We start from the raw sequence: 13,875 nt of genomic DNA, 5'->3' as shown, positions 1-13,875 counted from the left end.
CCTCGGCGGCTTAAGCCCAAATTGGTGGATTCGAATCGAGCATTTTAGCACGCACCCTGGTCGCCGCCCGTGTCAGCCGCTTGAAGGATCTCGTGCGCAACGCCCGCGCTGACGCGCCTCGCAAGCCGTCGAAGCCGCCGGCCGCAACCGCGTGGCGCGCGGGCGGTCCGGTGTACTCGTGCGGCGCTCCGGCTATGCTCGCCGGCTTGCAGCCGGGCGGTCCTGGCCGAACGGCTGCGACGCGCGTTAAGGCAAAGTACGCAGGCTACAATGACGGCAATGCCGCGCAGCCCGCGCGCTTCTCTTCCTGTCACATGAGCCGTTTCTCGCCGTTTTCAAGGCCGGATGCCGCAGCCGCTGCTGCTTTACGTCCATCGGGCGCCCCGGGTTCATCGGGCACGGCGGCTAGACCAGGCAAATCGCGCAAATTTGGCCCGCCGCGCGCGCCGCAGCCGCTCACCGAAGTTCTGAGCCGCACCGACGCGTTCGCGCCCCTGCGCGCCGGCGTCGAGCAGATCGCGGCGATCCAGCGCGACCTCGACGCGCTGCTGCCCGACTACCTGGCCGCGAGCGTGGAGCCCGGCTTCATCAAGGACGGCAAGCTGGCGCTCTTCGCGGCGCACAACGCGCTCGCGGCGCGGCTGCGCCATCTCGAGCCCCGCCTCGTGGCCGACCTGCAGGCGCGCGGCTGGCCGCTCGACGGCGTACGCATCCGCGTGCGCCCGCAGGCGGTGAAGGAGCCGCCATTGCCGAAGCAGGCGCGCATGACACCCGCAGGCGCTGCGGCGCTCGCCGCGCTCAGCGAGAACCTGCCGCCTTCGCCGCTGCAGGAAGCGCTCGCGAAGATGGCCGCACGCCATTTAAAACGGCGTTGAGCAGGCCGAAATAATCGGACAAAAAGTAAAAAAGGGTGGCATCGAGCCACCCTTTTTCGTTTTGCAACCGGGGCAAGCGCCCGGCGCAAGGATCAAGCAAAAGCCGTTTGCGCCTCGTAGCCAAAGCCGCGCGGCGCCTTCTGCGCGTCGCCGAACGTGACGATCTCGTACGCGTCCTCATGCGCGAGCAGCTCGCGCAACAGCGCGTTGTTCAGGCCGTGGCCCGACTTGTACGCGTCGTACGAAGCCAGCAGCGGATGGCCGACCACGTAGAGGTCGCCGATCGCGTCGAGCATCTTGTGCTTCACGAACTCGTCGTCGTAGCGCAGGCCGTCGTTGTTGAGGATGCGGTACTCGTCCAGCACGATCGCGTTGTCCATGCTGCCGCCGCGCGCGAGGCCCAGCTCGCGCATCATCTCGACTTCGTGTGCGAAGCCGAAGGTGCGCGCGCGCGCGATCTCACGCACGTACGAGGTATTCGCGAAATCGACTTCGAGCGCCTGACCGGTCTTGTCCACGGCCGGATGGCGGAAGTCGATGGTGAACTTGAGCTTGAAGCCGAAATACGGGTCGAGGCGGGCAAACTTGTCGCCGTCGCGCACTTCCACGGGCTTCGTGACCTTGATGAACTTCTTGGGCGCGTTCTGCTCTTCGATGCCGGCCGACTGGATCAGGAACACGAACGACGATGCGCTGCCGTCCATGATCGGAATTTCTTCCGCCGTGACGTCGATATAGAGATTGTCGATGCCAAGACCCGCACACGCGGACATCAGGTGCTCGACCGTCGAAACGCGTGCGCCGTCCTTTTGCAGCACAGAAGCGAGACGCGTATCGCCAATCGACATCGCCGACGCGGGAATGTCCACCGGTGTCGGCAAATCCACGCGCGAAAACACGATGCCCGTGTCCGGCGCCGCCGGGCGTAGCGTCAGATCGACCTTGCGGCCCGAGTGCAGGCCGATGCCGACCGTCTTCACGATCGATTTGATGGTTCGCTGCTTCAACATGATTTTCTGCTCATTGAAAATCCCAATCGGGACTTTTTAATTCATAGCGCGAATTATACTCCAAGTCTGCCGAATCCGTCGTCGCCCGGGGCGTGACAATCTGTTTCCCGTTGTTACGCAAACCGGATGGAAGACGGGCCGATGACCGGAACGGAGGCGTTCCCGGCCAGCGGCCCGCACGGCTTGTGGTAATAGCCCGTCACATTTACGCGGCCGGCCCGTTGCACTGAGGCAACGCATGCGCGGCAAATGCGCTCATGTCGGGCTCAGCGCAGCAAGCAGGCTCGCAGCATCGCTGACTTCGAACTTGCCGGGTGCCTCGAGGTTCAGCGTCTTGACCACGCCGTCGTCGATCACCATGGCGTAGCGCTGGGAACGAATCCCCATGCCGCGCGCCGACAAATCCTGCTCCAGACCGAGCGCACGGGTGAACGCCGCGCTGCCGTCGGCCATCATGCGTACCTTGCCCGAGGTCCGCAGATCGCGCCCCCACGCGCCCATCACGAACGCGTCGTTGACGGACACGCACCAAATTTCGTCGACGCCCGCCGCGCTTAGCGCTTCGTACTGCTCGACATAACCCGGCACGTGTTTTGCCGAGCAAGTCGGCGTAAAGGCGCCCGGCAATCCGAAGATCACCACGCGCTTGCCCGCCGTCTGCTCGCGCACGCCGAAGCTGTTCGGCCCCAGCGTGCAGCCCGCACGCTCGTCTTCGATGAATTCGAAGAGCGTTGCGTCGGGCAGCGTATCACCCACTTTGATCATGACTCGTCCTTCACATCGATGCGCAAAGCGTCCCGGCACGCTGGCAATCCGGTTGACAACGCAGGTTGCGACTCATGTCGCAATCGCGCGCCGAAGACCCCGCCATTGTGCTACTGACACGGACCGCCTGCACCTTTTTGCCGCGCGTCAAAACGCAGCGGACAGGCCGCCCTGCCAGGCATCCTCGCGGATGCGGCGTCGAGGCGCTTCTCACCTTCATTGCCACTTCATGCCGGCCATGCCGTCTGCGGGCGGGCGTACGGATACGCCGCGCCGCAGCGGGATGTCGCTCGCAGTCCGCCTCAGTCGGCCTGCTTGCGCAGGAACGCCGGGATGTCGTACGTGTCGACGCCCTTTTCCTGCAGCGCCTGAACGTGCGACGCCGCGGTGTCGCGCGACGTGCGCCAGACGGCCGGCGTATCGAGCGCGCCGTAATCGGCGGTGTGACCTTGCTGCGGCGCGTAGGTGTGCTGAGCAGCGGCAACCGGATGATTGTCCGTACCGGTGCGCAGCAGCGTCATCGGCGCGGCCTGTTGCTTGTTCGCCGCACGGCCGAGGCCCGTGGCCACCACCGTCACGCGCAGCGCGTCGCCCATCGCGTCGTCGTAGACGGCACCGAAGATCACCGTGGCGTCGTCGGCCGCGTAGCTCTTGATGGTGTTCATCACTTCACGCGTTTCCGAGAGGCGCAGCGAACGGCTCGACGTGATGTTGACCAGCACGCCGCGCGCGCCCGACAGATCGACGCCTTCGAGCAGCGGGCTCGCCACGGCCTGTTCCGCCGCGAGGCGCGCGCGATCGACGCCAGCCACCGTGGCCGTGCCCATCATCGCCTTGCCCTGCTCGCCCATCACCGTCTTCACGTCTTCGAAGTCGACGTTCACAAGGCCATCGACGTTGATGATTTCGGCGATGCCTGCGACTGCGTTGTTCAGAACGTCGTCCGCGCACTGGAAGCACTTGTCCATCTCGGCGTCATCGCCCATCACGTCGAACAGCTTGTCGTTCAGGACGACGATCAGCGAGTCGACGTGATCCTCCAGTTGCTGCGAGCCGGCTTCCGCCACGCGCATGCGCTTGCCGCCTTCGAACTCGAACGGCTTGCTCACGACGCCAACCGTGAGAATGCCCATTTCCTTGGCGATTTGCGCGACCACGGGCGCTGCGCCCGTGCCCGTGCCGCCGCCCATGCCTGCCGTGATGAACACCATGTGCGCGCCGCGCAGCGCGTCGGCGATGCGCTCGCGCGCTTCTTCTGCCGCCGCGCGGCCCATCTCCGGCTTCGCACCGGCGCCCAGCCCCGTGTTGCCAAGCTGGATCACGGCCGGCGCGCGCGAACGCGAGAGCGCCTGGGCGTCCGTGTTCATCACGATGAAGTCGACGCCTTGCACGCCGCGGTTGATCATGTGCTGCACGGCATTGCCGCCAGCGCCACCGACGCCCACCACCTTGATGATGGTGCCGTTGGTTTCCGTTTCCAGCATCTGGAATTCCATGTTGCCTCCGTCAAGAAAAAGATATCCGCACCTCGGCCGTTATTCAGGAGCGAGTCGGGCAACCCGCTCCTCTCGCGCCAGCCGCCGGCACCAGCGCTAATTCGGTCTCTGCTCTTACCCTTCGCACATGCGAACTGCTTTATCTACTGCCTTATTCACCGCGTTTGCCACCGCCTCAGAAGTTGCCGAGGAACCAGTCCTTCATGCGTGAAAAGACCTGGCCCATCGACCCCGACTGCACAGCAACCTTGCGACCGCGCATCCGTTGCGCGCGGCCCTCGACCAGCAGGCCCATCGCCGTCGAATAGCGCGGATTGCGCACGACGTCGGCGAGACCGCCCGCGTACTCCGGCACGCCAATGCGCACCGGCTTCAGGAAGATGTCTTCGCCGAGCTCGACCATGCCCGGCATCATCGCGGCGCCGCCCGTGAGCACGACGCCCGAACTCAGCAACTCTTCGTAGCCCGACTCGCGCACCACCTGCTGCACGAGCGAGAACAGCTCTTCCACGCGCGGCTCGATCACGGCCGCCAGCGCCTGACGCGAGAGCGTGCGCGGACCGCGCTCGCCCAAGCCCGGCACTTCGATCATTTCGTCCGGATCGGCGAGCGCCTGCTTGGCGATGCCGTAGCTCACCTTGATGTCTTCCGCGTCCGGCGTGGGCGTGCGCAGCGCCATCGCGATGTCGCTCGTCACCTGGTCGCCCGCGATCGGGATCACCGCCGTATGGCGGATCGCGCCTTCGCTGAAGATCGCGATGTCGGTGGTGCCGCCGCCCACGTCCACGAGCACCACGCCGAGTTCCTTCTCGTCGTCGGTGAGCACCGCCAGCGACGAGGCGAGCGGCTGCAACACCAGATCGTTCACTTCGAGCCCGCAGCGGCGCACGCACTTCACGATGTTCTGCGCCGCGCTCACGGCGCCCGTGACGATGTGCACCTTCACTTCGAGGCGGATGCCGCTCATGCCGATCGGCTCGCGCACATCTTCCTGGCCGTCGATGATGAATTCCTGCGTGAGGATATGCAGCACCTGCTGGTCGGTCGGGATGTTGATCGCCTTCGCCGTTTCGATCACGCGCGCGACGTCCGTCTGCGTGACTTCCTTCTCCTTGATGGCGACCATGCCGCTCGAGTTGAAGCTGCGGATATGGCTGCCTGCGATGCCCGTGAACACATTAGTGATCTTGCAGTCGGCCATGAGTTCCGCTTCTTCGAGCGCACGCTGGATAGACTGCACCGTGGCCTCGATGTTCACCACCACGCCCTTCTTGAGACCCTTCGATTCGCTCTGGCCGAGGCCGATCACTTCGTAGTGCCCATCGCTCTTCATTTCGGCGACGACGGCCACCACCTTCGACGTCCCGATGTCGAGGCTGACCAGCAGATCCTTATAGTCTTTACTCATATCGTGCTCGTTGCGTGTGATGTGCTGTTACTTCTTGCCCGGGCCGGGCGTGTCGCTGATGAAGCGCATGCCCGCCGCCCGAATGGCGAAACCGTTCGGATAGCGCAAGTCCGCATATTCGATGTCTTTCCCCCAACGTTGCGTGAGCGGCGTCCATGCCACGATGAGCCGGTGCGTGCGCTCGGCGAGCGTGTCGGCGTTGCGCTCGCGTCCGAGCTCCACCTCCATGCCGTTCGAGAGCTTCACCGTCCACGCGTAGCGCGGCGTGAGCGTCACTTCTTCGGGTTCGAGACCGATCGGCGCGAACCATTTCTGGAAATCGTGATAGCGCGCGACCACCTCGGGCGCGGAGCCATCGGGGCCGTCGAACGCGGGCAGGTCGCCGTCGAGCTCGCCCTGGTTCGCGGTGAAGAGCTCGCCGTCGGTGCTCACGAGCTGATCGCTGCCCCACGTGCCGAGCGGCTTGTACTCTTCGAGGTTCACCGCGAGCGCGTTCGGCCACACACGGCGCACGCTCGCATGGCGCACCCACGGCATCTGCTCGAACGCGGCGCGCGCGGTGTCGAGGTTGACCGTGAAGAAGTTGCCCTTCAGTCGCCCGACCACGCTCGCACGCACCGTCGGTTCGTTGATGTGCTCGGTATCACCCTCGATGCGGATCTCGCGCAGCGCGAAATTCGGACGCTGCACGAGCCAGTAGCCGCCAGCCGCCAGGAGCGCGAGCACGAGCAGCGCGTGCAACGCGTTGGCGGCGAGATTGAGCTGGCGTACGTTATTCCACATGTCGAGATTGTCGGTTCAATGCGCGGTCTGCAATTCGTCGGTTAGCGTTCGTTTAGCGGTTCAATCCTTGAGCGTGAGCGCGAGCACCCGCACCACGAGGTCGCGATACTCGATGCCCACCGCGCGCGCGGCCTTCGGCGGCAGCGAGTGGTCGGTCATGCCCGGCGCCGTGTTCACTTCGAGGAAGTACGGATTGCCCGCGCCGTCCATCATGAAATCGGCGCGGCCCCAGTCGGTGCAGCCGAGCACGTCGAACGCCTGGCGCGCGAGCTTCTTCAGTTCGGCTTCCTTCTCCGGCGCGACGCCGCAGGGAATCAGGTACTGCGTGGTGTCGAGGATGTACTTCGCGTCGTAGTCGTAGAACTCGCCCGCCGGCACGATCTTGATGATCGGCAGATCGAGGTCGCCCGCGACGCACGCGGTGTACTCGCCGCCGCCTTCGATGCTCTTCTCCGCCAGCACGATCTTGTCGTGCTTCGCGGCTTCTTCGAGCGCCGGCACGAGCTCCTCGGCCTTCTTCACCTTGATGACCGCGACGCTCGAACCTTCGCTCGCGGGCTTCACGAAAAGCGGCAGGCCGAGCTTCGCGACGATCTCGCCCGCGCGCGCGGCGTAGTCGTCGCCGCGCAGCACCGCGACGAACGGCGGCGTGGGAATACCCAGTTGCTGCCACACGAGCTTGCTGCGGAACTTGTCGAGCCCGAGCGCCGAGCCGAGCACGCCCGTGCCCGTATAGCGGATGCCGTAGAAGTCGAGCGCGCCCTGGATCTGGCCGTTCTCGCCATAGCCGCCATGCAGCGCGTTGAACGCGCGCACGAAGCCTTCGTCCTTGAGCGCCGAAAGCGGCCGCTCGGACGGGTCGAACGGATGCGCGTCGATGCCGGCGCTCTGCAGCGCCTGCAGCACGAGCGTGCCCGATTTGAGCGAGACCTCGCGCTCGGCGGACACGCCGCCGAACAACACGGCCACCTTGCCGAACTGCTTCGGATCGAATTTGGGATCGATACTGCTCATGTCACTCACGCCTTTTGTTCCTGTTGCGCGATCCGGCCCGGCACGCCGCCGATCGAACCCGCGCCCATCGTAATCACCACGTCGCCGTCGCGGACCACTGCGGCCAGCGCGTCCGGCACTTCATCCACGGTCTCCACGAACACCGGCTCGACCTTGCCCGCCACGCGAATCGCGCGTGCGAGCGCGCGGCCGTCGGCGGCCACGATCGGCGCTTCGCCTGCTGCGTAGACGTCGGTCAGCACGAGCGCATCGACGGTCGAGAGCACGCGCACGAAGTCTTCGAAGCAGTCGCGCGTGCGCGTATAGCGGTGCGGCTGGAACGCCAGCACGAGACGGCGCCCGGGGAACGCGCCGCGCGCCGCGGCGATCGTCGCGGCCATTTCCACGGGGTGGTGGCCGTAGTCGTCGATCAACGTGCAGGCGCCGCCGCCGTTGACGGGAATCTCGCCGTAGCGCTGGAAGCGCCGGCCCACGCCGTTGAACTCCGCGAGCGCGCGCTGGATGTCCGCATCCTTCACTTCGAGCTCGGTGGCGATCGCGATCGCGGCCAGCGCGTTCTGGACATTGTGCGTACCCGGCAGGTTCAGCACGATGTCGATCGAAGGCGCGTCTTCGCGCATCGCCGTGAAGTACATCTTGCCGTCGCGCGCCACCACGTTGACCGCGCGCACCTGGGCGTCGGGCGCGAAACCGTAGCGGATGATCGGCTTCGAGACGAACGGCAAGATCTCCTTCACGTTCGGATCGTCGACGCAGAGCACCGCGATGCCATAGAACGGCAGACGGTGCGTGAACTCGATGAACGCCTGCTTCAGGCGCGCGAAGTCGTGCCCGTAGGTGTCCATATGATCGGCGTCGATGTTCGTGATGACTTCGATCACCGGGAAGAGGTTGAGGAACGAGGCGTCCGATTCGTCGGCTTCCGCCACGATGAAATCGCCCGTGCCCAGACGCGCGTTCGCGCCCGCGCTGATGAGGCGGCCGCCGATCACGAAGGTCGGATCGAGCCCACCCGCCGCCAGCACGCTCGCGACCAGCGACGTGGTGGTGGTCTTGCCGTGCGTGCCCGCGATCGCGATGCCCTGCTTCAGGCGCATGAGCTCCGCGAGCATGACCGCGCGCGGCACGATCGGAATGCGCCGATGGCGCGCCGCGAGCACTTCGGGATTGTCGCTGCGCACCGCGGTGGAGACGACCACGGCGTTCGCGCCTTCGATGTTCTCTTCGGCATGGCCGATCGCGATGCGCGCGCCGAGCGCGGCGAGACGGTCGGTGACCGCGTTCTTCGTGAGGTCCGAGCCGCTCACGTGATAGCCGAGATTGACGAGCACTTCGGCGATGCCGCTCATGCCCGCGCCGCCGATGCCGACGAAATGAATATGTTTGACGATGTGTTTCATTGCTTTCCTCCCGGACTGGCGCCCGCCACGGCGGCGCAGATGCGCGCGACCTGATCGGCGGCGTCGGGTTTTGCGAGCGCGCGGGCGCGCTCTGCCATGTCTGCGAGCGATGCTCGGGTTTGCTGCTTGAGCCAGTCCGCGAGCGCCTCTGCAGAAAGCTCGCGTTGCTGCACCACGCGCGCCGCGCCCTCTTGCGCGAGGAACGCCGCGTTGGTGGTCTGGTGGTCGTCGACCGCGTAGGGGAACGGCACGAACAGCGCCGCCACGCCCACGGCCGCGATCTCGGCCACCGTCATCGCGCCCGAGCGGCAGATCACGAGATCCGCGTTTTCGTAAGCGCTTGCCATGTCGTCGATGAACGGCACGAGCTGCACCGTGTCACCAGGTTCGATTCCGGCGTCGATATAGTTCTGACGCAATGCGTCGATATGCTTCGCGCCCGCCTGATGCACCACGTGCGGACGCTCGGCCGGCGCGAGCTGCGCCAGCGCGCGCGGCACGACTTCGTTAAGCGCCGCGGCGCCGAGGCTGCCGCCCACCACCAGCACGCGCAGCGGACCGCTGCGCGCGGCGTAGCGCGCCTGCGGCTGCACCACGTGCTCGAGCTCCTCGCGGATCGGGTTGCCGGTCCACTCGGCGTGCGGCAAGGCGCCCGGAAACGCCACCAGCACGCGCTTTGCGAGCTTTGCGAGCACCTTGTTCGCGAGACCCGCGATCGAATTCTGCTCATGCAGCACGAGCGGACGCCCCGAGAGCGCGCTCATCACGCCCGCCGGGAACGTGATGTAGCCGCCCATGCCGAGCACGACGTCGGGCTTCACGCGGCGCAGCGCCGCGAGGCTCTGCGTACACGCGCGCAGCAGGTTTAACGGCAGCATCAGCTTGGTCTTGATCCCCTTGCCGCGCACGCCGCCAAAACGCACGTATTCCATGGCGATGCCGTGCCTGGGCACGAGCGTCGCTTCCATGCCCGCGGGATTGCCGAGCCACACCACGCGCCAGCCCCACTGCTCCATGCGATGCGCGACGGCGAGCCCCGGGAACACGTGTCCCCCGGTGCCGCCGGCCATCACCATGAGCGTGCGCGTCGCAGCGGTCATACCTTGCCTCCGCGCATCAGCACCCGATTCTCGTAATCCACGCGAAGCAGCAACGCGATGGCAACGCAGTTCAGCAAAATGCCCGAGCCGCCGTAGCTCACGAACGGCAGCGTAAGACCCTTGGTCGGCAGGAGACCGAGGTTCACGCCCATGTTGATGAACGCCTGCGCGCCGAACCATACGCCGAGGCCCTTCGCGATGAGCCCCGCGAAGGTGCGGTCGAGCGCGAGCGCCTGGCGGCCAATCTCGAACGAGCGGCGCACGATCCAGTAAAACAGCAGGATCACGATGAGCACGCCCACGAAGCCGAGTTCCTCGCCGATCACGGCGAGAATGAAGTCGGTATGCGCTTCGGGCAGATAGTTGAGCTTCTCGACGCTGCCGCCGAGACCCACGCCGAACCACTCGCCGCGCCCGAACGCGATCAGCGAGTGCGTGAGCTGATAGGCCTTGCCCTGCGCGTAGCGGTCGTCCCACGGATCGAGGTACGCGAAGATCCGCTCGCGACGCCACGGCGACGCCCATACGAGCAGCGTGAAAGTGCCGATCGCCGTGGCCACGAGGCCGCCGAACAGCTTGCCGTTCACGCCGCCGAGGAACAGCACGCCCATTGCGATCGCGGCGATCACCATGAACGCGCCCATGTCGGGCTCGAGCAGCAGCAGCGCGCCCACGACGCCCACGGCGAACGCCATCGGCAAGAAGCCCTTGGCGAAGCTGTGCATGTATTCCTGCTTGCGCACCGTGTAGTTCGCGGCGTAGATCGTCACTGCGAGCTTCATGATTTCCGAGGGCTGCATGTTCGAGACGCCGAGCGGAATCCAGCGCCGCGCGCCGTTCACGCCCTTGCCGATGTGCGGAATCAGCACGATCACGAGCATCGCCAGTGCGACGAGAAAAAGCTTGGGCGCGTAGCGGTCCCACGTCGAAATGGGGATGCGGAATGCCACGATCGCCGCAACCGTGCCGATCACGAGCGACACGATATGGCGCACGAGAAACGCGTAGTCGTGGTACGAGGCGTACTTCGGCGAATCGGGCATCGCGATCGAGGCCGAGTAGACCATCACCACGCCGAGACCCAGCAACGCGATCACGGCCCACAGCAGCGAGTAGTCGTAGTCGAGCATGCGCGAGCGCGCGGGACGCACGCCGCTCACGGCGCTCGAAATGCCGCCCGAGCGCGCGCCGCCGCCCGCTGCGCCCGCCTGACTCTGGGCGCCGCCGCTCGCGTCGCGCGAGAGTCGCGCGCCGAACCGTTCGGACCAGCTCATATCATCGTCCCCCGTTCTGCGGCGATTTCTTCCACCGTGTCGCGGAACACGGCCGCGCGATGGGCGTAACCCTTGAACATGTCGAAGCTCGCGCACGCCGGCGAGAGCAGCACGACGTCGCCCGGCTCGGCGAGCGTCGTGGCCGCGCGCGTGGCATCTTCGAGCGTGGCGTGGTCGGTGAGCGCGATGCCCGTGCTTTCGAGCGCCGCGCGAATCTTGGGCGCGTCGCGGCCGATCAGCATCACCGCGCGGCACCAGCGCGCCACGGGCGCCGCGAGCGGCTCGAAGTCCTGGCCCTTGCCGTCGCCGCCCGCGATCAGCACCGCGCGCTGCGCGAGGCCGTCGAGCGCCGCCACCGTCGCGCCGACGTTGGTGCCCTTGCTGTCGTCCACATAATCGATGCCTTCGATCGACGCGATCAGCTCCACGCGATGCGGCTCGCCGCGATATTCGCGCAGGCCGTGCAGCAGCGCCGCGGGCGCCAGATCGATCGCGCGCGCGAGCGCGAAGGCCGCGAGCGCGTTCGCCGCGTTGTGCAGGCCGCGGATGCGCAGCGCGTCGGCCGGCATCAGACGCTTCATCGCGAGATTCACGGGCGCGGCGTCGAGCTGCTTGCGCCGGCGCGGCGAAACCGGTTCGTCGCTCGCGTCGCGGTCGTGCGCCTGCACGAGCCACAGCATGCCGTTGTCGCGCGAGATGCCGTAATCGCCTTCGCGCTGCGGCTCGTTCACGCCGAACGTCACGACCTTCGCCTCGCCGCTCGCTTGCACGCTCGCGAGCGACATCACGCGCGCGTCGTCGCGGTTGAGCACGCGCGTGGTCCGCGCGCCGAAGATGCGGCCCTTCGCGGCCGCATAGGCGTCGAGCCCGCCGTGCCAGTCGAGATGGTCTTGCGTGATATTGAGGATCGCCGCCGCGTCGGGCGCGAAGCTGTGCGCCGTCTCCAGCTGGAAGCTCGAAAGCTCGAGCACCCAGACGTCGGGCAGCGCGGTGTTGTCGATGGCCTCGGCGAGCTTGTCGAGCATCGCCGGGCTGATGTTGCCGGCCACGGCCACGCGCTTGCCCGCACGCTCGCAGAGCATGCCCGTCAGGCTCGTGGTGGTGGTCTTGCCGTTCGTGCCCGTGATCGCGAGGACCTTCGGCGCGTAGCCGCTCTCGCCGAGATGGCGCAGCGCCTGCGCGAAGAGTTCGAGCTCGCCCCAGACTTCGATGCCGGCCTCGCGCGCGGCGGCGATCAGCGGCACCAGGTCAACGGCTAACGGCGAGAGGCCCGGGCTGATGGCGACGAGCTCGACGCCTTCGAGCAGCGCCGTGGAGAACGGGCCGCCGATGAAGTCCGCGTCGATACCGCGCGCGGCGAGCTCGGGCAAGTTTGCCGGCGCTTCGCGCGTATCGGCGACGCGCAGACGGCAGCCATGGCGCGCGCACCAGCGCGCCATCGCGAGCCCCGATTCGCCGAGTCCCAGCACGAGCACCATCGGCTTTTGCCGATCCCGAAACTTCTCGCCAAACATCGCTTGCTTTCCTAAGTGAGCCAGGAGGATTACGTCGCGCCGATCAACGCGATCAACGCAGCTTCAGGGTCGACAAGCCGATCAGGCACAGCATCAGCGTGATGACCCAGAAGCGCACGACCACCTGCGTTTCTTTCCAGCCGGACAGCTCGAAATGGTGATGCAGCGGCGCCATCTTGAAGATGCGGCGCCCTTCGCCGTAACGCTTTTTCGTGTACTTGAACCACGTGACCTGCAGCATCACGGAAAGCGTTTCGGCCACGAAAATGCCGCCCATGATGAAGAGCACGATTTCCTGGCGCACGATCACGGCGATGGTGCCGAGCGCGCCGCCGAGCGCGAGCGCGCCCACGTCGCCCATGAACACCTGCGCCGGATACGTGTTGAACCAGAGGAACGCCAGGCCTGCCCCACCCATCGCCGAGCAGAAAATCAGCAGCTCGCCCGCGCCGGGAATGTGCGGGAACAGCAGATATTTCGAGTAGACCGAGCTGCCCATCACGTAGGCGAACACGCCGAGCGACGCGCCCACGAGCACGACCGGCATGATCACGAGGCCGTCGAGACCATCGGTGAGATTCACGGCGTTGCTCGCGCCGACGATCACGAAATAGGTGAGCGCGATAAAGCCCCAGACGCCGAGCGGGTAGCTGATCGACTTGAGGAACGGCAGCAAGAGGTCCGCTTTCGCGGGCAGGCCCATCGAGAGGCCGCTCCTCACCCACGCCATGAAGAGATCGAACACGCGCACGTTGCTCGCCTCGGAGACGCTGAACGCGAGATACACCGCTGCAAAGAGGCCGATCACCGACTGCCAGAAATACTTCTCGCGCGAGGACATGCCGCGCGGGTCCTTGTAGACGACCTTGCGATAGTCGTCGACCCAGCCGATCGCGCCGAAGCCGAAGGTCACGAGCATCACGATCCAGATGAAGCGGTTCGTGAGATCGCCCCACAGCAGCGTGGAAATGGCGATGCCCATCAGGATCAGCACGCCGCCCATGGTGGGCGTGCCCGACTTCACGAGGTGCGTCTGCGGGCCATCCGTGCGCACGGCCTGGCCGACTTTCATTTCGGTGAGCTTACGGATCACCCACGGGCCGAAAAACAGCCCGATTCCCATCGCGGTGATGGTCGCCATCACCGCGCGGAACGTCAGATAACTGAACACGCGCAAGAAGCTTGCGTCATTCTGCAGCCATTGCGCCAGCGCCAGTAGCATGCCTTGTATTCCTT

General features: G+C 66.1%; 12 protein-coding genes. 1 reads left to right on the top strand and 11 read right to left on the bottom strand.

The annotated features are described in order from the left end of the window. Positions 1-314 precede the first annotated feature (314 nt). Entirely contained in the window at positions 315-875 is a 561-nt protein-coding gene (locus U5775_RS33020) for a DUF721 domain-containing protein (protein ID WP_322062333.1), read from the top strand. A 92-nt stretch (positions 876-967) separates the two neighbouring features. On the opposite strand, the gene lpxC is transcribed toward U5775_RS33020, so the two are convergent. The 11 genes from lpxC to mraY form a co-directional block, all read right to left on the bottom strand. Continuing rightward, entirely contained in the window at positions 968-1,885 is a 918-nt protein-coding gene (gene lpxC / locus U5775_RS33015) for a UDP-3-O-acyl-N-acetylglucosamine deacetylase (RefSeq protein ID WP_322062332.1), read from the bottom strand. Between the two features lie 255 nt (positions 1,886-2,140). After that, complete coding sequence (locus U5775_RS33010; protein ID WP_322062331.1) at positions 2,141-2,650, bottom strand: peroxiredoxin; 510 nt, start codon at positions 2,648-2,650, stop codon at positions 2,141-2,143. Between the two features lie 302 nt (positions 2,651-2,952). Then, positions 2,953-4,146, bottom strand: a complete 1,194-nt coding sequence (ftsZ, locus tag U5775_RS33005) for a cell division protein FtsZ (RefSeq protein WP_322062330.1) — start codon at positions 4,144-4,146, stop codon at positions 2,953-2,955. Between the two features lie 175 nt (positions 4,147-4,321). Then, positions 4,322-5,554 carry a cell division protein FtsA gene (gene ftsA / locus U5775_RS33000; protein WP_322062329.1) on the bottom strand — a complete coding sequence of 411 codons (1,233 nt, stop codon included), beginning with the start codon at positions 5,552-5,554 and terminating at the stop codon, positions 4,322-4,324. Positions 5,555-5,581: 27 nt separating this feature from the next. Beyond that, complete coding sequence (locus tag U5775_RS32995; RefSeq protein ID WP_322062328.1) at positions 5,582-6,337, bottom strand: cell division protein FtsQ/DivIB; 756 nt, start codon at positions 6,335-6,337, stop codon at positions 5,582-5,584. Between the two features lie 60 nt (positions 6,338-6,397). After that, positions 6,398-7,351 (bottom strand): D-alanine--D-alanine ligase, encoded by a 954-nt coding sequence (locus U5775_RS32990; RefSeq protein ID WP_322062327.1) that lies wholly within the window; start codon positions 7,349-7,351, stop codon positions 6,398-6,400. A 5-nt stretch (positions 7,352-7,356) separates the two neighbouring features. Beyond that, complete coding sequence (gene murC / locus U5775_RS32985) at positions 7,357-8,751, bottom strand: UDP-N-acetylmuramate--L-alanine ligase (protein WP_322062326.1); 1,395 nt, start codon at positions 8,749-8,751, stop codon at positions 7,357-7,359. Then, positions 8,748-9,851, bottom strand: coding sequence for an undecaprenyldiphospho-muramoylpentapeptide beta-N-acetylglucosaminyltransferase (murG, locus tag U5775_RS32980; RefSeq protein WP_322062325.1), 1,104 nt, complete (start codon positions 9,849-9,851; stop codon positions 8,748-8,750). The genes murC and murG overlap by 4 nt, the downstream gene beginning before the upstream one ends. Continuing rightward, positions 9,848-11,125 (bottom strand): putative lipid II flippase FtsW, encoded by a 1,278-nt coding sequence (ftsW, locus tag U5775_RS32975; protein ID WP_322062324.1) that lies wholly within the window; start codon positions 11,123-11,125, stop codon positions 9,848-9,850. The genes murG and ftsW overlap by 4 nt, the downstream gene beginning before the upstream one ends. Further along, on the bottom strand, positions 11,122-12,639 hold the full coding sequence (gene murD / locus U5775_RS32970; protein WP_322062323.1) for a UDP-N-acetylmuramoyl-L-alanine--D-glutamate ligase: 1,518 nt from the start codon (positions 12,637-12,639) through the stop codon (positions 11,122-11,124). Before murD ends, ftsW begins: the two co-directional genes overlap by 4 nt. 52 nt (positions 12,640-12,691) lie before the next feature. After that, complete coding sequence (gene mraY / locus U5775_RS32965) at positions 12,692-13,861, bottom strand: phospho-N-acetylmuramoyl-pentapeptide-transferase (protein WP_322062322.1); 1,170 nt, start codon at positions 13,859-13,861, stop codon at positions 12,692-12,694. Between the last annotated feature and the right edge of the window lie 14 nt (positions 13,862-13,875).

The sequence above is a fragment of the Paraburkholderia sp. J63 genome (assembly GCF_905220245.1).
Lineage (GTDB): Bacteria > Pseudomonadota > Gammaproteobacteria > Burkholderiales > Burkholderiaceae > Paraburkholderia.
The sequence above is the reverse complement of the archived record's forward strand: the minus strand, read 5'-3'. Positions and strand labels throughout refer to the sequence as shown.

What these genes read in the sequence shown, in the direction of transcription:
- U5775_RS33020 (WP_322062333.1), top strand. Translation starts at nt 315, where the DNA reads ATGAGCCGTTTCTCGCCGTTTTCAAGGCCGGATGCCGCAGCCGCTGCT.
- lpxC (WP_322062332.1), bottom strand. Translation starts at nt 1,885, where the DNA reads ATGTTGAAGCAGCGAACCATCAAATCGATCGTGAAGACGGTCGGCATC.
- U5775_RS33010 (WP_322062331.1), bottom strand. Translation starts at nt 2,650, where the DNA reads ATGATCAAAGTGGGTGATACGCTGCCCGACGCAACGCTCTTCGAATTC.
- ftsZ (WP_322062330.1), bottom strand. Translation starts at nt 4,146, where the DNA reads ATGGAATTCCAGATGCTGGAAACGGAAACCAACGGCACCATCATCAAG.
- ftsA (WP_322062329.1), bottom strand. Translation starts at nt 5,554, where the DNA reads ATGAGTAAAGACTATAAGGATCTGCTGGTCAGCCTCGACATCGGGACG.
- U5775_RS32995 (WP_322062328.1), bottom strand. Translation starts at nt 6,337, where the DNA reads ATGTGGAATAACGTACGCCAGCTCAATCTCGCCGCCAACGCGTTGCAC.
- U5775_RS32990 (WP_322062327.1), bottom strand. Translation starts at nt 7,351, where the DNA reads ATGAGCAGTATCGATCCCAAATTCGATCCGAAGCAGTTCGGCAAGGTG.
- murC (WP_322062326.1), bottom strand. Translation starts at nt 8,751, where the DNA reads ATGAAACACATCGTCAAACATATTCATTTCGTCGGCATCGGCGGCGCG.
- murG (WP_322062325.1), bottom strand. Translation starts at nt 9,851, where the DNA reads ATGACCGCTGCGACGCGCACGCTCATGGTGATGGCCGGCGGCACCGGG.
- ftsW (WP_322062324.1), bottom strand. Translation starts at nt 11,125, where the DNA reads ATGAGCTGGTCCGAACGGTTCGGCGCGCGACTCTCGCGCGACGCGAGC.
- murD (WP_322062323.1), bottom strand. Translation starts at nt 12,639, where the DNA reads ATGTTTGGCGAGAAGTTTCGGGATCGGCAAAAGCCGATGGTGCTCGTG.
- mraY (WP_322062322.1), bottom strand. Translation starts at nt 13,861, where the DNA reads ATGCTACTGGCGCTGGCGCAATGGCTGCAGAATGACGCAAGCTTCTTG.